The sequence below is a fragment of the Hephaestia sp. MAHUQ-44 genome (assembly GCF_023806085.1).
GTDB lineage: Bacteria > Pseudomonadota > Alphaproteobacteria > Sphingomonadales > Sphingomonadaceae > Sphingomonas.
This window is the reverse complement of record NZ_JAMSLX010000004.1, coordinates 82,062-103,067: the sequence shown is the minus strand read 5'-3', so window position 1 is coordinate 103,067 and position 21,006 is coordinate 82,062. Positions and strand designations below refer to the sequence as shown.

At 66.3% G+C, this 21,006-nt stretch carries 15 protein-coding genes and 1 tRNA gene; 8 read left to right on the top strand and 8 right to left on the bottom strand.

What is annotated here, in order from left to right; all coding sequences use genetic code 11:
• Positions 1-205 precede the first annotated feature (205 nt).
• Positions 206-2,683, top strand: a complete 2,478-nt coding sequence (locus NFE57_RS05940) for a TonB-dependent receptor (protein WP_252134655.1) — start codon at positions 206-208, stop codon at positions 2,681-2,683.
• Positions 2,684-2,861: 178 nt separating this feature from the next.
• Here the strand turns inward: NFE57_RS05940 and NFE57_RS05935 are convergent.
• A tRNA-Pro gene (locus tag NFE57_RS05935) sits at positions 2,862-2,938 on the bottom strand.
• 152 nt (positions 2,939-3,090) lie between these two features.
• Between NFE57_RS05935 and NFE57_RS05930 the strand changes: the two genes are divergently transcribed.
• The 4 genes from NFE57_RS05930 (at position 3,091) to NFE57_RS05915 (ending at position 9,504) form a co-directional block, all read left to right on the top strand.
• Positions 3,091-5,415: a GH92 family glycosyl hydrolase gene (locus NFE57_RS05930; RefSeq protein ID WP_252134654.1), complete on the top strand. Its 2,325-nt coding sequence runs from the start codon at positions 3,091-3,093 to the stop codon at positions 5,413-5,415.
• A gap of 185 nt (positions 5,416-5,600) precedes the next feature.
• Entirely contained in the window at positions 5,601-6,347 is a 747-nt protein-coding gene (gene otsB / locus NFE57_RS05925; RefSeq protein ID WP_252134653.1) for a trehalose-phosphatase, read from the top strand.
• Positions 6,344-8,140 (top strand): glycoside hydrolase family 15 protein, encoded by a 1,797-nt coding sequence (locus tag NFE57_RS05920; RefSeq protein WP_252134652.1) that lies wholly within the window; start codon positions 6,344-6,346, stop codon positions 8,138-8,140. Before otsB ends, NFE57_RS05920 begins: the two co-directional genes overlap by 4 nt.
• The gene (locus NFE57_RS05915; RefSeq protein WP_252134651.1) at positions 8,122-9,504 is read left to right on the top strand and encodes an alpha,alpha-trehalose-phosphate synthase (UDP-forming); all 1,383 of its coding nucleotides are present in this window, start codon (positions 8,122-8,124) and stop codon (positions 9,502-9,504) included. Before NFE57_RS05920 ends, NFE57_RS05915 begins: the two co-directional genes overlap by 19 nt.
• 2 nt (positions 9,505-9,506) lie before the next feature.
• Here the strand turns inward: NFE57_RS05915 and NFE57_RS05910 are convergent, their stop codons facing one another.
• Complete coding sequence (locus tag NFE57_RS05910; protein WP_252134650.1) at positions 9,507-11,045, bottom strand: ABC transporter permease/substrate-binding protein; 1,539 nt, start codon at positions 11,043-11,045, stop codon at positions 9,507-9,509.
• Positions 11,042-11,827, bottom strand: coding sequence for an ATP-binding cassette domain-containing protein (locus tag NFE57_RS05905; RefSeq protein WP_252134649.1), 786 nt, complete (start codon positions 11,825-11,827; stop codon positions 11,042-11,044). The genes NFE57_RS05910 and NFE57_RS05905 overlap by 4 nt, the downstream gene beginning before the upstream one ends.
• Before the next feature lie 101 nt (positions 11,828-11,928).
• Between NFE57_RS05905 and NFE57_RS05900 the strand changes: the two genes are divergently transcribed.
• Positions 11,929-12,702 carry an SDR family oxidoreductase gene (locus tag NFE57_RS05900; protein WP_252134648.1) on the top strand — a complete coding sequence of 258 codons (774 nt, stop codon included), beginning with the start codon at positions 11,929-11,931 and terminating at the stop codon, positions 12,700-12,702.
• On the opposite strand, the gene NFE57_RS05895 is transcribed toward NFE57_RS05900, so the two are convergent.
• Positions 12,699-13,592: a LysR family transcriptional regulator gene (locus NFE57_RS05895; protein WP_382279806.1), complete on the bottom strand. Its 894-nt coding sequence runs from the start codon at positions 13,590-13,592 to the stop codon at positions 12,699-12,701. The genes NFE57_RS05900 and NFE57_RS05895 overlap by 4 nt on opposite strands.
• An 89-nt stretch (positions 13,593-13,681) precedes the next feature.
• Here NFE57_RS05895 and NFE57_RS05890 point away from each other — a divergent pair, with 89 nt between their 5' ends.
• Together NFE57_RS05890 and NFE57_RS05885 are read left to right on the top strand one after the other, a co-directional pair.
• Complete coding sequence (locus NFE57_RS05890) at positions 13,682-15,790, top strand: malate synthase G (RefSeq protein WP_252134647.1); 2,109 nt, start codon at positions 13,682-13,684, stop codon at positions 15,788-15,790.
• A 186-nt stretch (positions 15,791-15,976) separates the two neighbouring features.
• Positions 15,977-17,653 carry a DUF8614 domain-containing protein gene (locus tag NFE57_RS05885; RefSeq protein ID WP_252134646.1) on the top strand — a complete coding sequence of 559 codons (1,677 nt, stop codon included), beginning with the start codon at positions 15,977-15,979 and terminating at the stop codon, positions 17,651-17,653.
• 9 nt (positions 17,654-17,662) lie between these two features.
• Here the strand turns inward: NFE57_RS05885 and NFE57_RS05880 are convergent, their stop codons facing one another.
• From NFE57_RS05880 to lepB, 4 genes are all read right to left on the bottom strand, one after another.
• Positions 17,663-18,181, bottom strand: a complete 519-nt coding sequence (locus NFE57_RS05880) for a DUF2141 domain-containing protein (protein ID WP_252134645.1) — start codon at positions 18,179-18,181, stop codon at positions 17,663-17,665.
• Between the two features lie 153 nt (positions 18,182-18,334).
• Positions 18,335-18,964: a maleylacetoacetate isomerase gene (gene maiA, locus NFE57_RS05875; RefSeq protein WP_252134644.1), complete on the bottom strand. Its 630-nt coding sequence runs from the start codon at positions 18,962-18,964 to the stop codon at positions 18,335-18,337.
• Complete coding sequence (locus NFE57_RS05870) at positions 18,961-20,076, bottom strand: AI-2E family transporter (RefSeq protein ID WP_252134643.1); 1,116 nt, start codon at positions 20,074-20,076, stop codon at positions 18,961-18,963. The genes maiA and NFE57_RS05870 overlap by 4 nt, the downstream gene beginning before the upstream one ends.
• Positions 20,073-20,993: a signal peptidase I gene (lepB, locus tag NFE57_RS05865; protein ID WP_252134642.1), complete on the bottom strand. Its 921-nt coding sequence runs from the start codon at positions 20,991-20,993 to the stop codon at positions 20,073-20,075. Before lepB ends, NFE57_RS05870 begins: the two co-directional genes overlap by 4 nt.
• Between the last annotated feature and the right edge of the window lie 13 nt (positions 20,994-21,006).

The following is a 21,006-nucleotide window of genomic DNA, read 5'->3' as shown; positions in this document are numbered from 1 at the left end:
GACATCGCCCCATTTGGACACGAATCTGCGGATCGCGACTCTGTCACATCTTTGTCGCGAACATGACGCCAACCCGACCCGGTTACGTCGCGCAACTGTAAACGACGCCCCCTAATCGCTGGCTTCGGCGGGGGGTGAAAACAGCGTGAATCGACGAGCGATTCGCCAGCATCTCCCCTGCACAAAGAACAATCCAGGGATTCATATGACGCACCGCTCGATTGCCAAATTCGCTGCCTCGATGCTCAGCATCGCCTTCATGCAGGCTACCGCCCATGCCACCGACGCTGCGGGCGCGCGCGACGGCGCCGAAGCGGCGGTGACCACCGTCGGCGCGGACGCCTCGGCCCAGGCCACGCAGAACAATGACGGCTATACCGGATTGACCGACATCGTCGTCACCGCAACGAGGCGCGAGACCAACCTGCAGAAGACCCCGATCGCGATCGCGGTCCTCGACGCGGATGTGATCGAGAAGCGTCACGTTCAGAGCCTGCTCGATCTCGCCGACGGTGGTGTTCCCTCGCTGCGCGTCGCGACCTTCGAAGCGCGCCAGTCGGCGCTGACCGTCGGCATCCGTGGCATCGTCCCCTTCGACCAGAATCAGGTCGCGCGTGAGCCGGGTGTCGGCGTCTATGTCGACGGCGTCTATCTCGGCCGCTCGCAGGGCCTCAACGCGGCGCTGTTCGACGTGCAGCGCATCGAAGTCCTGCGTGGCCCGCAAGGCACGCTCTTTGGCCGCAACACCGAAGGCGGCGCGCTGAGCATCGTGACCAAGGCCCCGACCGGCGAGTTCGGCGGCCGGGTTTCGGCGGGGATTGGCAATTATGGTGCCTATAATGGCGAAGTTCACCTGGATCTGCCGGCGTTCGCCAATTTCGCGATCAAGGTCGATGGCGTCGTTCAGCATCAGGACGCAACGATCAAGAACCCCGCTAGCGGGCAATATGGCTGGAACTATTACAACCGCGCCGGCGGCAAGATCGCGGGCCGCTGGACACCGATCGAGGGGCTGACAATCGACCTTTCCTACGATCGGGCCAGGAACGAGAGCACGCCATTCTACAGCCAGTTGATCAACTACAATCCGAACAACCTGCCGGTCGGCTCATATGCCGGCACGACGCTCGTCTGCCCGGCCGGTGCCGCCAAGTGCATCGCGCCGCTGTCGCCATTGGTCCAGGTCAGCGGCGATCGCCGGATGGACGTCGCCGACATGGGCGTCATCCAGCAGCTCAGCACCGATGATACGCACGGCTACACGGCAGCGATCAAGTACAAGCTGAACGCGGATATCGAACTGCGCTCGATCTCGGCGTGGCGTGGCGTGGAAACCCACCAATGGGATGGGTCGGCCGGCGCGCATCGCTCCGCTTTCGTTCCCAACGGTGAATTTGGCCGCTACAGCCTGTCGGAACTGTTCCAGAACCAGTTCAGTCAGGAACTGCAGATCGTCGGCAGCATCCCGCAGCTCGATTTCGTGCTGGGCGGCTATTATTTTAACGAGCATGCGCGCGAAGCCGCGGCGACACCCAACCCGTTGAAGTGGAACGCCGACGGCACGGGCTATACCTTCATCAACCAGGCCCCCGCCAATCCGAATGCGCCGATCAGTTCGGGCAACCAGGGCTGGGATCGGCGCTATTGGTTCGTCCAGCGCGACAGCCATGCGGTGGGCAAGAGCTACGCGCTATTCGGCCAGGGCACCTATACGCCCGCGGGCATCGAGACCGTGCATTTGACTGCTGGCGGGCGTTATACGCATGAGACCCGCGAGGGCGCGCTGGCCGTGGTCAACAACGCGCCGTTCGCTGGCGCCATCCTCGATTATGCCAACAGCCGGTTCGACCCGATGGTCACGCTGGCATGGGAAGCGGCGCCGGGGGTGAATCTCTACGCCAAATATTCGACCGGCTTTCGTGCCGGCGGCGCCAACTCACGGTCGTCGAGCTTCCGTCAGTTCGATCCCGAATCGGTCAAATCCTATGAAATCGGCGCCAAGACCGACTTCCTCGATCACCGCGTCCGCCTGAACGTCGCGGCCTATATCATGGACCGCACCAACACGCAGATCGACTTCGACTATGTCGATACCCGGGCAACCATCGGCGGATCGCCCAATCCCTATTTCAACAAGCATACCGAAGAGACGGTCAACGTCGCCGGCACCTCGAAGATCAAAGGCGTCGAGGTGGAATTGACCGTGCGTCCGGTTACCGGCCTGACGCTCGGCGCGTCCTATGCCTATACCGACGTCAATATTCCGCCGGTGCCCAACCCGATCAAGGAATCGCTGGAGACTTACGGGGTCATCACCCAGGTATACACGGTGTTCACGCCCAAATCCGCGCTGTCGGGTTCGCTCGATTACGAGACGCCCGTGGGTTCTGGCGACAGCAGCCTGCGCCTGCATCTCGATGCCAATTACGCTGGCCCGCAATATAGCTTCCAGGCGGAGAGCGCGCAGACCCAATCGAGCTTCATCGTGAACGGCAGCCTCGCGCTGGCCAGCATCCCGATGAATTCCAACGGCGTGACGGGCACGATCTCGATTTGGGCACGCAACCTGCTCAACGAGACTCACATCTACCGTCGATCGGACGCGAACAACGCAATCCTGGGTTCCTACGCCAATTTCAACCCGCCCCGGACCTTCGGCCTCCAGGGTAGCATCAACTTCTAAGACTCGATGTGGTGACATCGTCTACCCCTGCACAACGCGGCTTGTGCAGGGGTATGGCGGTGCCCGTTTCGCCGGCGACTCCATACGACCGCGCACGACGGCCCTATGAACGCGTGCACGGCGCAAACGCGGCGCCTTGCGGCTCCGGCTCAAGTGACTGATTTTTCAAGAAAATGATTGGTCGGGGCGACAGGATTCGAACCTGCGACCCCCACACCCCCAGTGTGATGCGCTACCAGGCTGCGCTACGCCCCGACCGAGCCGCGCGCTCTATGCGTAACCGACGCGAGATGCAAGCCATGAGCGGCGACCCGCCAAGCGCCCGAGAGGACGCCCTTTGCGAATAACGACATTCGTTTTCGTAAATCGCTTGTCGCGCAGACAGCGTCCTGCTTTGATGCCGCCCCATGAAGATGCTCCATCGCCTCGGCATGTCGCTCGCGCTGGTCGCCGCGCCCGTCTTCGCGCAGACCGCTTCTTCGCCTTATGACGCGGTCGATCCGTTCATCGGCACCGGTGGCGAGGGCCATACTTTCCCCGGTGCGGTGGCGCCGTTCGGGATGGTGCAGTTGAGCCCTGATACCGACACGACGTGCACGATCCGCGATTGCTACGGCCACGCGGCGGGCTATCGCTATGAGGACAAGACGATCCAGGGGTTCAGCCACACCCATTTTTCAGGCGCTGGCCATTCGGACCTTGGCGATTTTCTGGTGATGCCGGTGGCGGGCGACACGGTACCGCTCGAACCCGGCGACCCGACAAAAGCCGGCGACGGCTATCGCCAGCCCTTCGACCACCAAACCGAGATCGCGCAGCCGGGCTATTATGCGGTGACGCTGGGCGACGCGAAGGTCCGCGCCGAAATGACCGCGGGCACGCGCGTCGGCGTGCATCGCTACACCTTCCCCGCCGGGCAGGCCGCGCATCTGGTGCTCGACCTGCGCACCTCGCTCTACAATTATCCCGGCAAGATATTGTGGTCGTCGGTGCGGCTGTGGCCCGACGGCACGATCACCGGCACCCGCCAGACGCGCGGCTGGGCGCCCGATCGCCAGCTCTTTTTCGCGATGAAATTTTCCGCGCCGCTCGCCGGCCACGCCTTCCTCGATACCGAGCAGGACGTGGCGTATCGCGGCTTTCAGGGGCCGGGGCGCGGGCAGGACGATCTGGCCGAGAAAGCCGGCCGCCAATTGGTCGCGCGGCTTGATTTCGGGCCCCTCAAAGCCCCGCTCGAGGTCAAGGTCGCGATCTCCTCGGTCGATGAGGCAGGCGCGATCGCCAATCTCGCCGCCGAACCGGGTGATTTCGACGCGACTCGCGCGAACACCAAAGCGGCGTGGCAAAAGGCGCTGGGCGCGCTCGATATTGCAGCCGACGCAGCCATGCGCACGACGATGTACACCGCGCTCTACCACAGCCTGATCGCGCCCTCGGTATCGAGCGACGCCGACGGCCGCTGGCGCGGGCCGGACAACGCCGTCCACAAGGCCGACTTCACCGTTCATTCGACCTTTTCGCTGTGGGACACGTTCCGCGCCGAGCATCCGCTGCTCACGCTCGTCCAGCCCAAAGAGACCAACGTCGATTTCGTCAAATCGCTCGTCGCGAGCCAGCAGGTGAGCCCGTTCGGCATCCTCCCCGTCTGGCAGTTCCAGGGCCGCGAGACATGGACGATGATCGGCTATCACGCCGTGCCCGTCATCGCCGATGCGTACATGAAAGGCATTCGTGGCTTCGACGCCAAGGCCGCGCTCGACGCGATGGTCGCGAGCGCGACCTACGCGCCTTATGGCGGGCTCGGCGACTATATGCGGCTCGGCTATGTACCGATCGACCAGGAGCCCGAGGCGGCGTCGAAGACGGTCGAATATGCCTTTGACGATTGGACGATCGCGCAAATGGCGCGCGCGATGGGCGAGACGGCGATTGCCGACCGGTTCGAGAAGCGCTCGCGCAACTGGCGCAACAGCTTCGATGCCAAGACCGGCTTCCTGCGGGCGCGCAACAGCGACGGCAGCTTCCGCATCCCTTTCGATCCCACCGCGATCAATTACGGCAGCGATTATACCGAGGGGAATGCCTGGCAATATTCGTGGTTCATGCCGCACGACGAAGGCGGGCTGATCCGCGAACTCGGCGGCGACGCGGCGACGGTGGAGAAGCTCGACGCGATGTTCGAATTCGACAATTCCAAGCTCGATTACAGCCATGCCGAGGATATCGCCGGGCTGATCGGCCAATATATCCATGGCAACGAACCCAGCCACCACGTCGCGTACATGTACAATTATGCCGGCCAGCCGTGGCGCACGCAGGAACGGCTCAAGCAGATCGTCGACAGCCAGTATAAGCCCACGCCCGACGGGCTGTCGGGCAATGACGATCTCGGCCAGATGTCGGCGTGGATGGTGTTCACCGGGCTTGGTTTCTATCCGGTCGCGCCGGGCAGCAACCAATATGTGATCGGGCGGCCGTTCGTCGAGCGCGCCGCGCTCAACCTGCCGGGCGGCAAACGCTTCACGGTGCGCGTGGATAATCTGTCGGCGGCCAATTCCTACATCGGTCGCGTGCTGCTCAACGGCGAGCCGCTGGCGACAGGCTATATCACCGACGCGCAGGTGCGCGCTGGCGGCGAATTGCGCTTCGTGATGCAGGCGACGCCCAACAAGACATGGGCAACCGCAGCGGCGGACCGGCCCTATTCGCTGAGCGGCTACGGCGCGCAATAGATCATCGTAATCCTGTCTCCGTCATGCCGGACTTGTTCCGGCATCCAACCATCCACAAGCGACAACGCTGGAGGCGTGTTGCTCCCCGAACCACTCCAGGGCGACGGGTTTTAAATGGAACGGGACGGAACCGTTCCGACCGGCCTGCGTAGGGCTTATATCCCCCACGCTTGCAAGAAAGGGCGATGGCCGTCCCCGACCTCGCATACCCGCCCGCCGACCTGCTCGACGGCGCCAGTCTTTTCCTCGATTTCGACGGCACGCTGGTCGATCTCGCCGACCGGCCCGGCGATGTCGCGGTCGATCCCGCGCTGGTCGCGCTGCTCGACCGGCTGGCGCGGCGGCTCGACAATCGCATCGCGCTCGTCAGCGGCCGATCGCTCGCACAACTCGACGGTTTTTTCGGCGAGGGCGGCAAGGCGCTGGCGATGATCGGCAGCCACGGCGCCGAAACGCGCCATCTCGGCGGCGCGATCACCCGTCCCGATCGGCCATCCACGCTCGACGCCGCGCAAGCACTGATCGCGGCGACGTTCGCGGGGCATGCCGGCGTCCTGATCGAGCAAAAGAGCCTCGGCGTCGGCATCCACTACCGGCTCGATCCTTCGATCGAGGCCGAGGCGCACGCGCTGGCCGACCAACTCGGCGCTGCCCACGGGCTCGAGGTCCAACACGGCAAGATGATGGTCGAACTGCGCCTGCCCGGTTTTGACAAAGGCAGCGCGATCGCCGCATTACGTGCCGACCCGCCGTTCGTCGGCACCCGCCCGATCTTCCTCGGCGACGATCTGACCGACGAGCCCGGCTTCGTCGCCTGCGTGGCGGGGGGGGGGGCCGGCATTCTGGTCGGCGCGCTGCGTGACACTGCCGCCACCTACCGGCTCAACAGCGTTGCGGCCGTGCGTACCTGGCTGAAGGAGGCTGCCCGATGACCGCGACGCTCGATCTCTGGCCGATCGGCAATTGTCAGGTGTCCGCGTTGGTCGACCGATCGGGGCGCTTCGTGTGGGGCTGCACCCCGCGCGTTGACGGCGATCCCGCGTTCTGCTCGCTGCTCGACGACGCGCCCCCTGCCGGTGAAGGCGCGTTCGGCTTCTGGGAAATCGACCTCGACGGCGTGGTCGAGACCACCCAATCCTATCGCCGCAACACGCCGATCCTGGTGACGCGCCACGCCGACGCGGCCGGCAACGCGATCGAGGTGATCGATTTCTGCCCGCGCTTCAAACGCAACGGGAGAATGTACCGTCCGGTCGCGTTCGTGCGGATCGTGCGGCCGGTGGCGGGCAGCCCGCGCGTGCGTATCCGGCTGCGCCCCGCGCGCAACTGGGGCGCCCGGATGGCCGAACACACGCGCGGCTCGAACCATATCCGCTATCTGATCGATCAGGACGTGCTGCGGCTCTCGACCACCGCGCCGGTCGGCTGGATCCGCGACGAGCGGCTGTTCCGCGTCGAACGGCCGCTCCATTTCTTCCTTGGCCCCGACGAGAGTTTCTCGACCGACATCGCCGCCGCGCTCGATCACATGCTCGATCAAACCGCCGCCGAATGGCAGCATTGGGTACGCGGGCTCGCGACCCCGGTCGAATGGCAGGAAGCGGTGATCCGATCGGCGATCACGCTCAAATTGTGCCAGCACGAGGAAACCGGCGCGATCGTCGCCGCGCTCACCACCTCGATCCCCGAACACGCTGATTCGGGCCGCAATTGGGATTACCGTTATTGCTGGATCCGCGACGCTTATTACACCGTGCAGGCCTTGAACCGGCTGGGCGCGCTCGACGTGCTCGAAGGCTATCTCGAATATCTGCGCAACATCGTCGACAACGCGGCCGGCGGGCATATCCAGCCGCTCTACGGCGTCGGCGGCGAAGCGACGCTGACCGAGTATCAGGCCGAGGCGCTGAGCGGCTATCGCGGGATGGGGCCGGTGCGCGTCGGCAACCAGGCCTATGAGCAAATCCAGCACGACGCTTATGGCCAGATCATCCTGTCGAATGTGCAGGCGTTCTTCGACCAGCGGCTGCTGCGCATCGCGGGTGTCGCCGATTTTGAGGCGCTGGAGCCGATCGGCGAGCGCGCCTGGCAGCAATATGACCAGCCCGATGCGGGGATCTGGGAATTGCGCACCAAGGCCTATGTCCACACCTATTCGGCGGCGATGTGCTGGGCGGCGTGCGATCGGCTCGCCAACGCGGCCGCGGTGCTCGGACTCGTCGATCGCGCCGAATTCTGGCAGCAACGCGCCGATACGATGCGCAGCACCATCGAATCAGCCGCGTGGCGCGACGATCCCGCGCGCCTCTCCGCCACCTTCACCGGCGACGATCTCGACGCGAGCCTGTTGCAATTGCTCGAATTGCGCTTCCTCGCCCCCGACGATCCGCGCTTTCACGGCACGCTCGACGCGCTCGAAAAGGGATTGCGGCGCGGTCCCTATATGCTGCGCTATGCGACCGAGGACGATTTCGGCCTGCCGCACACCGCGTTCAACGTCTGCACCTTCTGGCTGATCGAGGCGCTGCAGGTGACCGGCCGTGGCGACGATGCGCGCATCCTGTTCGAGGACATGCTAACCCGGCGCACCCCCGCCGGGCTGCTGTCCGAGGACATCGACCCCGTCTCCGGCGAATTATGGGGCAATTATCCGCAGACCTATTCGCTGGTCGGGATGATCAACTGCGCCGTTCTGCTGTCCAAACCATGGAGCACAATCCGCTGAGCCGTCTTATCGTCATCTCGAACCGCGTGTCCGCGCCCAGCCCCGATCAGCCCGCCGCACAGGGCGGGCTCGCGGTCGCGCTCACCGCCGCCCTCCAGCAAAGCGAAGGCATCTGGTTCGGCTGGTCGGGCGATATCGGCGCGCGGCACGATCTGCATTTCGACGAGTATGGCGGCGTCACCTCGGGGACGATCGATCTGTCCGAACAGGATATCGAGGAATATTATAACGGGTACGCCAACCGCACCTTGTGGCCGCTGTTCCACTATCGGCTCGACCTGACCGAGATCGACCGCTCGTTCCAGGGTGGGTATGAGCGCGTCAACGAAGCCTTCGCGCGGATCATCGCGCCGCATATCGACCCCGACGACCTCGTCTGGGTGCACGATTACCACATGATCCCGCTCGGCTGGCTGCTCCGCCAGCAGGGATTGGCCAACCGGATCGGCTTTTTCCTCCACATCCCCTGGCCACCGACGCGGTTGCTGGTCGCGCTGCCCGACCATCGCCGCCTCGTCGAGGCCTTGTTCGCCTATGACGTGATCGGGTTTCAGGCCGAGGAATGGCTCGAATCGTTCCGCCATTATGTGACACACGAAATGGGCGGCACGCTGGGCCCCGACAACTCGCTGACCGTGGGCGGCCGCACGATCCGCGCGATCGCCTGCCCGATCGGAATCGACGCGCAGGATTTCATCGCCAGCGCCAGCGGCCCCGTCGCGCGCGAGACGCAGGCGCGGATGTACGACAGCGGCGTCGGCCGCAGCCTGATCGTCGGCGTCGACCGGCTCGATTATTCGAAGGGGCTTGCCGAGCGCTTCCACGGGTACGAGCGCTTCCTCGACACCAACCCGGATCGGCGCGCGCTCGTCTATCTGCTCCAGATCGCGCCACCTTCGCGCAGCGATGTCGACACCTATCAGAGCATCCGCGAATCGCTCGATCAGCTTTCAGGGCGGATCAACGGCGCCTATGCCGATGTCGATTGGGTGCCGGTGCGCTACGTCAACCGCGGCTATCCGCGCGACATGCTCGCAGGCGTCTATCGCGCGGCGCGGATCGGACTGGTGACCCCTTTGCGCGACGGGATGAATCTCGTCGCCAAGGAATATGTCGCGGCACAGGATCCCGACGATCCCGGCGTGCTGATCCTGTCGCGCTTCGCGGGCGCCGCCGAACAACTCACCAACGCGCTGCTGATCAACCCCTATAGCGCCGACGAGATCGCCGAGGCGATCGACACCGCGCTCACGATGTCGAAACAAGAGCGGATCGAACGCTGGCAACCGATGTTCGAGAATGTACGCGATCATGATGTCATCTGGTGGCGCAAGCGCTTCACCGAGGCGCTGAAAGCAGCGTAATTCTACGGCGCCAGCCGCTTCTCCAGCCACCGCGCCGCCGCGTCGGGCGTCCGTTTGCCCTGATCGCGATCGACCATGTAATTCGCCTCGCGCATCGCCGCGACCGGGATCGCGCCGACCAGCGGCCGCAGCGCCGCCACGATCTTCGCATCATCGGCGCGTTTGGGCGCGAGCAGCAGGATCGCATCGTAACCGGGGATCGCGTGCCGGGGATCGGCGAGCACGGTCAGATGCTCGGCCGCGATCCGGCCATCGGACGAGAAAGCGGAGATCACGTCGGCGCGCCCGCTGGCGAGCGCGCGGTACATGAAGCTCGGCGTGTAACGCTGGGTGGCGGTGAAGCGCAGGCCGTAAGCATCGCGCACCGCCGCCCATTCGGGGCGTTCGAGAAACTCGAGGTCCGAGCCCAGCGTCAATTGCGGCGCGTGATGTGCGAGATCGTCGAGCGTCGTGATGCCCCGGCGCGCCGCATCGCGCTCGCGCATCGCAAAGGCATAGGCATTCTCGAAGCCGAGCGCGCCGAGCAGCCGCACGCCATCGGTACGGCGCGTCCAATCGCCCAACTGGCGCACGATCTCGGTGCGGGGCGGCACGTCGCTGCGGTGCATCCGGTTGGTCCACAAGGTGCCCGAATAATCGACATAGACGTCGATACCGCCGCTCGCGAGCGCCTGATAGATCACCGCCGAACCCAGCCCCTCGCGATACCGCACGCGATAGCCCGCCGCCTCCAGCCGATGCCCGATCACGCGCGCGAGCACATATTGTTCGGAGAAATTCTTGGCACCGACGGTGACCGTCCGCCCGCCGCCGCTCGCCCACAGCGGCGCAAGCGCGAGCGCGACCCCGGCCACAAGCAACCCGACGCCCGTCCAGACCCGCCCGCGCCGTCGCCTGGCGATGCCGTGCTCGATCAGCCCGAGCAGCACGTCGACGACCAACGCGAGCGCCGCGGCGGCAACGCAGCCCGCGAGCACCAATGCCCAATTCTGCGTCTGCAATCCGGCGAAGATCAGATCGCCAAGGCTCGGCTGCCCGACCGTGGTCGAGAGCGTCGCGGCCCCGATCGTCCACACCGCTGCGGTGCGGATGCCCGCCATCGCGATCGGCGCGACCAGCGGCGCCTCGACCAGCCACAGCTTTTGCGCGGCCGTCATACCCACGCCATCGGCGGCCTCGACGATCGCGGGATCGAGCCCCGCCAGCCCGGTCACCGCGTTGCGCAGGATCGGCAGCAGCGCATAAAGCGACAACGCGAGCAGCGCGGGCAGGAAGCCGAGCGCGGGAATACCACCGCCGACCAGCGCCGACAGCCACAAGAGCAGCGGATAGAACAGCGCGAGCAACGCCAGCGACGGGATCGTCTGGACGAGGCTCGCAAACCCCAGCGCCACCCGCGCGACATTGGCATGGCGCGCCGACAGAATCGCCAGCGGCAGACTGACCGCCAACCCAACGAGCAACGCGGCCGCCGCGAGCAAAACATGCGCCGCGAGCAGATCGGGCACGCGCGCGAGGGCATCGCGGAAAGGCGCGCTCACACCCCCTCCTCCAGCGCGCGCAACCGCCGCGCCTGATCGCGCGGCACCGCGACCAGCGCGTCGGCCGCCGCGCCGCCCACACCTGTCAGCAAGTCGCGCGGCGTCGCATCGGCGACGATCCGCCCCGCCTGCATCACCAGCACGCGATCGGCGAGCAGCAGCGCCTCGGCCATGTCGTGCGTCACCATGATCGTGGTGAGGCCGAGCGAATCGTGCAGGCCGCGCACCGCCGCGCCCAATTGCTCGCGCGTCACGGGATCGAGCGCGCCGAACGGCTCGTCCATCAGCATCAACCCGGGCGCGGCAGCGAGCGCACGCGCCACCCCGACGCGCTGGCGCTGCCCGCCCGACAGCGCATCGGGCATCCGCGCGGCCAGATCGCGCGGCAGATCGACCAGATCGAGCAACGCGCCGACGCGCGCATCATTGTGGCGCGCACCGTCGAGCCGCAGACGGATCGCGATATTCTCCGCCACGCTCAGATGCGGGAACAGCCCGACGTTCTGGAAAATATAGCCGATCCGTCGCCGCAGCCGGTGCGGCTCCCATGTATCCACCGGCGCGCCACCGATCAGCACGCGGCCTGCGCTCGGCGCGATCAGTCGATTGACGGTCTTGAGCAGGGTCGACTTGCCCGATCCCGATGGCCCCACCAACGCGACGAAGCTCCCGGCTGCAATCGCCACCGACACGCCATCGACCGCGACCGTGCCGCCCGGATAGCGCTTGACGACCGCGTCGAACGCGACCGACGGGCCGTGGAGGAGAGGGTCGGCTGGCACGCCCCGATTGTGTGCCCCGCGCTTCGCCCCGTCAAACCGCGCGCAACCGTGCTGGCATTGCACGCGATTGTGCAGGATGAAGGCGACAAAGGGAGACGAACATGAAAGCGATCTTCATCACCGGCGGCGCCTCGGGGATCGGGCGGGCGGTGGCGCAACGGTTCGCGCGCGAGGGCTGGCGGATCGGGATTGCCGATGTCGACGGCAAAGGTCTGGTCGACACCGCCGCGACGCTACCGAACGGCGCCGACACGTACGACATGGACGTGCGCGATCGGGCGGCGTGGACGCGGGCACTCGACGATTTCACCCAGTCCACCAAACGGCTCGACGTGCTGTTCAACAATGCCGGGATCGGCGTCGGCGGGCCGCTCGCGGAGGCCGATTTCGCCGATCTCGATCGGCTGGTGGCGATCAACTTCATGGGCGTGCTCAACGGCGCGCGGATCGGCCATGCCTATCTTGCCGCGACGCCGGGGTCGTGCCTGCTCAACACCGCCTCGGCCTCGGCGATCTACGGCTCGGCGGGGCTCGCGACCTATTCGGCGACCAAATTCGCGGTCCGCGCGCTGACCGAGGCGCTCGATGGCGAATGGGCCGCCGACGGCATCAAGGTGCGCGACATCGTCCCCGGCTTCATCGAAACGCCACTGCTCGATGGCGGGGTCGCGAATTCGAACCGCACGATCCGCGATAGCGTGCGGGAAGCCGGGCTCGAGCTCACGCCCGTAGAGGTCGTCGCCGATGCGGCCTGGGCAGCGGTGCATGGCGACCGCGTGCACAGCTTTGTCGGGCCGACCGCAAAGCGCATGGCGTTCGCCGCACGCTGGATGCCGGGTAAGCTGCGCAAGATGATGCAGCGCGGCGCGCTTTAGGGCGCGGCGCGGTTTCCCCAGGGCGGCGTTGCGAACAGGCGGCGCAGATAGGTGAGCATCGCCTCACCCGCGCGCGGCAACGCATCGGGCAGGTGAACCGCATAAACCGCCGCGTCGTCCGATCCGCGCCACTCGGGCAGCACGCGCACCAGCCGGCCATCGGCAAGCTCGGCATCGACATCCCAGATCGAGCGCAACGCGATTCCGACGCCCGCGATCGCGAGTTCGCGCACCACCTCGCTCGAATCGGTGGCGACCACGCTGGGCGCCTCGATCGCCGTCGCGCCCGTCCCGGTCAGCCGCCATGGCATCTGCCCGTCGGCGGCGAGCAGTCGATGCCGCGCCAGATCGCCGATCGCGATCGGGCGCCCCGCCGCCGCGAGATACGCAGGCGCGGCGCACAGCACGCGGCGGCTCGGCGCGAGGCGATGCGCGACCACCCCCGGCGGCGGCGCACCGGTGACGCGGATCGCCAGATCGACCCGCGCGGCGGTCAGATCGAGGAACGCATCGGTGAGATCGAGCCGCAGCGCGATCGCCGGATGCGCGTCGAGAAACGGCCGCAGATGCGGCGCAAGGTGGAGCCGCCCGAACGAGGTCGGCGCGTTGACCACCAATGGACCGGCGATGCCGCCGGTATCGGCGACGCGCGCCTCGGCCTCGGCGATCGCCGCGAGCACCGCGACCATATCGCGGTGAAATACCGCGCCGCGCGGGGTGAGCGCCAGGCGCCGCGTGGTGCGGTGGAGCAACCGCACCCCCAGCCGCGCCTCGAGCCGCGCGATCCGTTTCGACACCATCGCCGGCGAGATGCCGCGCGCGCGCGCCGCCGCACTCAGGCTGCCCGCGGCAACGACGTGGACGAACAAGGCGGCATCGGGATCGATGATTGTTTCCTTATATGAACAACAGCGTCTCCTTTCGATCGTCTACCGAAAGGTTCGGCGAGCGTCTATCTTGGCCAACAAGGAGACATGACATGACCGACCGGATCAATCGCGCGGGGCTGAACGTGGCGCCCGCGCTGGCGCAGTTCATCGAGGCCGAGGCGCTGCCCGGCACCGGGATCGAAGCCGAGGCTTTCTGGCGCGGCGTCGCGGCGATCTATGCCCGCTTCGCCCCCGAAAACCGCGCGCTGCTCGCCACGCGCGACCGGATTCAGGCGCAGATCGACGGCTGGCACGCCGAGCGCGCCGGCAGCCCGATCGATCAGACCGCCTATCAGGCGTTCCTGCGCGAGATCGGTTATCTCGTCGATGAACCCTCCCCGTTCGCGATCGCGCCCGGTCAGGTCGATGACGAAGTCGCGCGGATCGCGGGGCCGCAACTCGTGGTCCCAATCCTCAACGCGCGCTTCCTGCTCAACGCCGCCAACGCGCGCTGGGGCAGCCTGTACGACGCGCTCTATGGCACCGACGCGCTGCCCGGCGCGCCCGCGGGCAAGGGCTATGATCCGGTGCGCGGCGCGGCGGTGATCGCCTGGGCGCGCGACTTCCTCGATTCGGCGGCGCCGCTCGCGAACGGTTCGTGGACCGATTGGGACGGCACCGCGCCCAGGCTCGCCGATCCCGCGCAGTTGGTGGGCCGCGCAGGCGACAATCTGCTGCTCCGCCGCCACGGCCTGCACATCGAAATCGTGATCGATCGCAGCCACCCGATCGGCAAGGACGACCGCGCCGGGATCGCCGATCTGGTCCTCGAATCGGCGATCACGACGATTTGCGACCTCGAGGATTCGATCGCCGCGGTCGATGCCGAGGACAAGGTCGCGGCCTATGCCAATTGGCTGGGGCTGATGAAGGGCACGCTCGAAGCCAGTTTCGAGAAGGGCGGACGGACGATGACGCGCGTCCTCGCGGCCGACCGGGCCTATACCGCGCTCGACGGCACCGCCTTCACGCTCCCCGGCCGCAGCCTGCTGTTCGTGCGCAACGTCGGCCATCTGATGACGACCCCGGCGCTCCATCTGCCCGATGGCAGCGAGGCGCCCGAAGGCATTCTCGACGGCATCGTCACCAGCCTGATCGCGCTCCATGACCTCAAGCGCACCGGCGGCCTGCCCAACAGCCGCGCGGGCTCGGTCTATATCGTCAAGCCCAAGATGCACGGCCCCGACGAAGCCGCGTTCACCAACCGTCTGTTCGACGCGATCGAGGATCTGCTCGGGCTCGCGCGCCACACGATCAAGGTCGGCGTGATGGACGAGGAGCGGCGCACCTCGGCCAATCTTGCGGCGTGCATCCACGCGGTGAAGGACCGGATCGTGTTCATCAACACCGGCTTTCTCGATCGCACCGGCGACGAACTCCACACCTCGATGCAGGCCGGGCCGATGGTCCGCAAGGGCGAGATGAAGGCCGCCGCCTGGATTGCGGCCTATGAGGATCGCAACGTCCAGATCGGGCTCGCCTGCGGCCTTTCGGGCAAGGCGCAGATCGGCAAGGGCATGTGGGCCGCGCCCGATCGGATGGCGGACATGCTCGACCAGAAGATCGGCCACCCGCAAAGCGGCGCGACCACCGCCTGGGTGCCCTCGCCCACCGCGGCGACGCTGCACGCGACGCATTACCACAGCGTCGACGTCGCCGCGCGCCAGATCGCCCGCGCCGCCGAACCGGTGGCGTCGCTCGACGCGCTGCTGAGCGTGCCGCTCGCGCTTGGGCGCAACTGGCAGGCAGACGAGGTGCGCGAGGAACTCGACAACAATGCGCAAGGCATCCTCGGCTATGTCGTGCGCTGGATCGATCAGGGCGTCGGCTGCTCGAAGGTGCCCGACATCCACGACATCGGCCTGATGGAGGATCGCGCAACGCTGCGTATTTCCTCGCAGCATATCGCCAACTGGCTGCGCCACGGCGTCGCGACGGCAGCGGATGTCGATGCCGCCTTCACCCGCATGGCGGCCAAGGTCGACGCGCAGAACGCGGGCGATCCGCTCTACGAGCCGATGGCGGGCAATCCCGACAGCATCGCCTTCCAGGCGGCGCGGGCATTGGTGTTCGAGGGGCTCGACCAGCCCAATGGTTATACCGAACCGCTGCTCCACCGCTTCCGCCAGCAGCGCAAGGCCACCGCCCCGGCCGCGTGACACGGCAGGGCGAGGGCAGTAGACCGGCGGCATTGCGGAGTCGGAGGCAGCGACGCTGCCTCCGATTGCGGCACCGGCCCGCTCCCCCGCCCCGCCACCCAGTCAGCATCATGGCATGGGTGGCGGGGCGGGGGAGCGGGCCGGTGCCGCCTCCACGCAAGTGGATCAAACCATGAGGTAGATGCCATGCGCCGTGCTCTGTTCCTCGCCCTGCTCGCGACTACCGCCTGTTCGGGGCCGACCCCATCGACCGACAATAATGCCACCACCGAGGCTGCCGCGCCGCACGCCTATCTCGTCGCCGAGCGCGCCAAGGTTGCGCGGATCGAGATGGCGCCGCGCACCGATTTCCTCACCGACGAGGAACGGCAGGTGGTCAATCTGCTGATCCAGGCCTCGGACCTGATGAACCCGATCTATCTGCGTCAGGTTGCGGTCGATAACCCTGCGACGCGTGCTGCCATCGCCGCGAGCAAGGGGGGCGATCGCGATCTGCTGCTCGATATGTTCGATCTCTATTTCGGCCCGTGGGACGGCTTCGACGAGAACAAGCCGTTCTGGGGCGATCAGGCCTGGCCCGAAGGTGCGGGCTTCTATCCCACCGATATGACGCGCGCCGAGTACGACCAGTGGCTGGCGCAGCACCCGCAGGACAAGGCCGCGTTCGCGAGCCTCTACACCGTTATCCGCCGCACGCCCGAGGGCGGGCTCAAGGCAGTGCCTTATTCGGTCGAATATAAGGAATGGCTCGAGCCCGCGGCGGCATTGCTCGACAAGGCCGCGGCGATCACGACCAACCCCAGCCTCAAGACCTTCCTCTCGCTGCGCGCCAGGGCGTTTCGCACCGACGATTATTATGCGAGCGAACTCGCGTGGATGGACCTGAAGGATACGCCGATCGAAATCGCGATCGGGCCGTACGAGGTCTATACCGATCGCCTGTTCGGGCAGAAGGCGGCGTTCGAGAGCTTCGTCACGCTCAAAGACCCGGAAGAATCGGCCGCCCTCGCGCATTACAAGGCGTATCTGCGCGACATGGAGGCCAATCTCCCGGTCCCCGAGACATACAAGAATTTCAAGCGCGGGTTCGAATCGCCGATCGCGGTGGCCGAGCAGGTGCGTGGCGGCGGCGACAACGTCCCCGGCGGCCAGACGATCGCGTTCAACCTGCCCAATGACGAACGCGTGCGCGAGGCCAAGGGCGCCAAGAAGGTGATCCTCGCCAACGTGCTCGGCGCGAAATACGATCGCGTGCTCGCGCCGATGGCGCCGCTGGTGCTGGTCGGCGATCAGGCCGCGCTGGTCGCGAAGAAATACATGCAGCTCGAAACGCTGTTCCACGAATTGTCGCACAGCCTCGGGCCGGGAACGATCACGTTGGGCGGCCAGCAAACCACGGTCAACGACGCGCTCAAGGAGCAGGCCTCGGCGATCGAGGAGGGCAAGGCCGATGTGATGGGCGCCTACAACATCCTCTTCATGATGCAGAAGGGCGAGCTACCGGCGGCCGAAAAGGACCAATTGTTCGCGACCTATTTCGCCGGGATGTTCCGCGCGATGCGCTTCGGCGTCACCGAGGCGCACGGCCACGGCGCGGCGATGCAATATGGCTATCTGAAAGCGAAGGGCGCGTTCGCCTGGGATGCCGGCGCCAAGCGCTATCGTATCGACGCCGCGAAGATGGAGGCGGGGATACGCGATCTCGTCCACGATATCGTCCTGCTCCAGGGCAATGGCGATTATGCGGGCGTCAAGGCGTTCATGGCCCGGCACGCCGTGCTCGACGACAATGCCAAGGCCGTGATCGCGTCGATGACGGCGATCCCGGTCGACATCCAGCCGATCTACCCCGACCGCGTCTGAGGCGTTGCTCTAATCCGGCCGGAAGCCGCTAAGAATACCGTGCAGATACTGGACGGTGATGTTGATCGTCTTCACCCCCGCGCCGACGTCGATCACGCCGTCGGCAAGCTTGGGCTTGGCGCGCCCGAGCTTGCGGTTGCTCGGCACCCCGGCACCATCCTGCCGAAAATTGAACTTGTTCTTGCCATCGCGATCGTGGGTGAACACCAGCCCGTAGCGGCCCGGTTTGGGCACCTTGATGCACATCGCGACCGCGCCGTTCGCCGGCACGTCGGCCCAGACCCGGCGGAAGGTCTTGCCCGCCGCCTGAAGCACCGTGCGATGTTCGAGCCAATCGTCCTCGTTCGCGGGATAGAGTTCGAGCTTCATCCGCCCGGTGCGATCGCGCAGCCCCGATACCTTGACCAGCACCGCGGGCCCCTTGCCCGCGGCGCAGGCGGCAGCATCCTCGCCAACCGGGGCTGCGGCAGACGCGGCCGCCGGCAACGCGAGCGCCGCGGCGAGCAGGGGGAAGATGATACGGTTCATGCCAATATCCTTGTAGGCGCGCGCCAAAACCGGCGATCGGCGCAGATCTGCGCGGCACGCGTCAGCGCGGCCGTCATGCAAAGCGGCTCCCAAGGATAAGCGCGAAAGGGGCGAAAAGAAGGTCATAGTTCGGCAGCGGCGCCGAAAAGACCCTCAGGCGGGGCGTGCGCGGCCGGGATGCGCGGCCGCAAAAGCGGGCACTGCCTGTGCGACTTCATCGGCGCGCACCAGCTTCGGATAGCCATCGAGCGGCAGATCGAGCCGCCGCGCATTGTACATCTGCGGCACCAGGCAGATGTCGGCGATGTCGGGGGCGGCGCCCCCCAGGAATGGCCCCTCGCCCGCCATCCGTTCGAGCGCGACGAAGCCTTCCGCCATCCAGTGCCGATACCAATCGTCGCGCGCGGCCTGATCCGCGCCGAACTGACTTTTGAGCCGCTTCATGATGCGCAGATTGTTGACCGGGTGGATATCGCACGCAATCACCAGCGCGCGCGCCATCGTATGCGCGCGCTGCACCGGATCGCGCGGCACCAGCGGCGGATCGGGGAAAGCATCATCGAGCCAGCCGATGATCGCGAGACTCTGGACCAGCGGCATGCCGTCGACCTCGAGCGTCGGCACGAAGCCTTGCGGATTGCGCGCCAGATTGTCGGCACTGTGGTGGGCGTCATCGAGCAGGCTGACGGGATGCAGGTCGAAATCGACCTGCTTGAGCTCAAGCGCGATCCGCACCCGATAGCTCGCCGACGAACGCCAGTAATCGTGGAGCACCAGCTTCATGCCTTGGTCTTGCCTCCAGCCCCGCCGCCAGCCTTGCCTTTGGCCTTGCCCTCCGCCTCGCGTTCGGCGCTGCGTTCGAGCGCGACCTTGATCATCGCGGTCATCGGATCGGCCAGCGCGAGGCCGACGACACCGAACAGCGTGCTCGCAAGGATCTGCGCCGACAGCGTCAGCGCGGGCGGCAGATCGACGGTACGCTTGGCGACCATCGGGATCACGACATAGCCGTCGAACGTCTGCACCACGAAATAGGTCGCGAGCGCGTAGAGCCCGGTATCGACCCCCGCTGAAAAACCCACCGCGGTCATTAGCACGCCGGTGATGAACGCGCCGACATTGGGGATGAACGCAAGGATCGCCGCGATCAACCCCAGCACCAGCGCCATCGGCACGCCCAGTACCATCAGGATGAACCAGGTGAGGAACCCCTCGAACGCCATCCCGAGCAGCCGCCCGGCAAGCAGCCGGCGCATCGTGAAGGCCATCCGATCGATCGTGATCGCGAATTGCTCGCGCTGCGCGGTCGGCACCATCCATTGCAGTCCGCGATCGTAGATGCGCGGTTCCATCGCCACGAACAGGCCGATCACCATGACCATGAACAGGCTGGTGAACGCGCCCAACGCCGAACCCACCCATGTCGTGAGCCGCCCCACCGAGCCCAGCGCCTGCTGCGCCAGCCCTTTGAGATCGGATTGGCCGGGCACGATCCCCATCTGCGTCGCCCAGGCCGAAACGCGGGTGGCCTGCACGTCGAGCGTGGTGCGCAATTGTTCGATCTGGGCGGCGATCTGGACGCCGGTCAGGTAAAACACGCCGACCAGGAACGCGAGCACGCCGAGCACCACGATCAGCAACCGCCAGCCGCGCGGGATCGGCAGCACCTTGCCGAGCAGCCGGACGCCACCGTCGAGCATCGAGGCGAACACCAGCCCGCCGAAGATGATCAGCAGTGGCTGGATCAGCAGCACGACCAGCGCGATGGCGCAGATCAGCCCGAGCCACACCCCGGCCTTTTTGAGTTCACGGCGTGTTTCTGGGTCGCGCCATTCGTGCGGGCTGGCTGCGTCGGTCCTGGGCTCGCCCCCGGCGTCCACCGACCCGCCGCTCATCGCGCCGCCCTGGCGGGATGGAGCGAATCGCCCGATCGCCCGCCGCGGAACGCGCCCCACCAGGTGAGCGGGTTCAAGGTCGCGCTGCCATCGAGCGAAAAGGTGATGAATTCGGCGCGGCCACCCACATATTCCCACGGCACGGGGCCGCCGAGCCCCAGTTCGGCGAGCGAGAAGCGGCTGTCGGCGCTGCGATCGCGATTGTCGCCCATCAGGAAGACGTTGTTCGCGGGCACGGTGATCGGTCCATAATTATCGCCCTCGCTATAGCCGGGATCGAGATCGACCGTTTCATAGCTGCGGCCGTCGGGGAGCGTTTCGGTGACCAGCGGCAGGCGGCACGATATGCTGCCGTCGGGCGCAATACGCCGCGCGCCGGGATATTGCACCGGATCGCAGGTGAAGCTGCCGTCGTGCATCCGCACCCCGCCATAATCGGGAATGTCGACATAATGGAGCGGCCCGCGCTTCACCGGCACGCCGTTCAGGATCACCTGCCCGCCGCGCACTTCGAGCCGATCGCCGGGCAGCCCGATGATGCGCTTGATATAATCGGTGCGCGTCCCCGGCGGGGTCACGATCACCACGTCGCCACGCGCAGGCAGGCTGCCGAACAGCCGGCCCTTCATGAACGGCATCATGTGAAACGTCGGCGAGACGAACGAATAGCCGTAGGGATATTTGCTCACCACCAGCCGATCGCCGACCAGCAGACCGGGCAGCATCGATTCGGACGGGATGTAGAACGGCTTGGCAATGAAGCTGTGAAAACCGAGCACAGCGAGGACCAGCCAGAAAATCCCCTTGATCTCGGCCCACCATGCCGCGCGGCGGCGCGCGCGCCGGTTGGTGGTCGATTCCTCGATCGCGGCCCCGACCCGCGCTTCGTCACTCTCCAACGCCAACTCCTCGGCCATCTACTCGTCCCCG

Excerpts from the sequence above, each read along its gene's own strand:
- lepB (WP_252134642.1), bottom strand. The coding sequence starts at position 20,993 with ATGGCCGAGGAGTTGGCGTTGGAGAGTGACGAAGCGCGGGTCGGGGCC.
- NFE57_RS05870 (WP_252134643.1), bottom strand. The coding sequence starts at position 20,076 with ATGAGCGGCGGGTCGGTGGACGCCGGGGGCGAGCCCAGGACCGACGCA.
- maiA (WP_252134644.1), bottom strand. The coding sequence starts at position 18,964 with ATGAAGCTGGTGCTCCACGATTACTGGCGTTCGTCGGCGAGCTATCGG.
- NFE57_RS05890 (WP_252134647.1), top strand. The coding sequence starts at position 13,682 with ATGACCGACCGGATCAATCGCGCGGGGCTGAACGTGGCGCCCGCGCTG.
- otsB (WP_252134653.1), top strand. The coding sequence starts at position 5,601 with ATGGCCGTCCCCGACCTCGCATACCCGCCCGCCGACCTGCTCGACGGC.
- NFE57_RS05920 (WP_252134652.1), top strand. The coding sequence starts at position 6,344 with ATGACCGCGACGCTCGATCTCTGGCCGATCGGCAATTGTCAGGTGTCC.
- NFE57_RS05880 (WP_252134645.1), bottom strand. The coding sequence starts at position 18,181 with ATGAACCGTATCATCTTCCCCCTGCTCGCCGCGGCGCTCGCGTTGCCG.
- NFE57_RS05885 (WP_252134646.1), top strand. The coding sequence starts at position 15,977 with ATGCGCCGTGCTCTGTTCCTCGCCCTGCTCGCGACTACCGCCTGTTCG.
- NFE57_RS05930 (WP_252134654.1), top strand. The coding sequence starts at position 3,091 with ATGAAGATGCTCCATCGCCTCGGCATGTCGCTCGCGCTGGTCGCCGCG.
- NFE57_RS05940 (WP_252134655.1), top strand. The coding sequence starts at position 206 with ATGACGCACCGCTCGATTGCCAAATTCGCTGCCTCGATGCTCAGCATC.
- NFE57_RS05915 (WP_252134651.1), top strand. The coding sequence starts at position 8,122 with ATGGAGCACAATCCGCTGAGCCGTCTTATCGTCATCTCGAACCGCGTG.
- NFE57_RS05900 (WP_252134648.1), top strand. The coding sequence starts at position 11,929 with ATGAAAGCGATCTTCATCACCGGCGGCGCCTCGGGGATCGGGCGGGCG.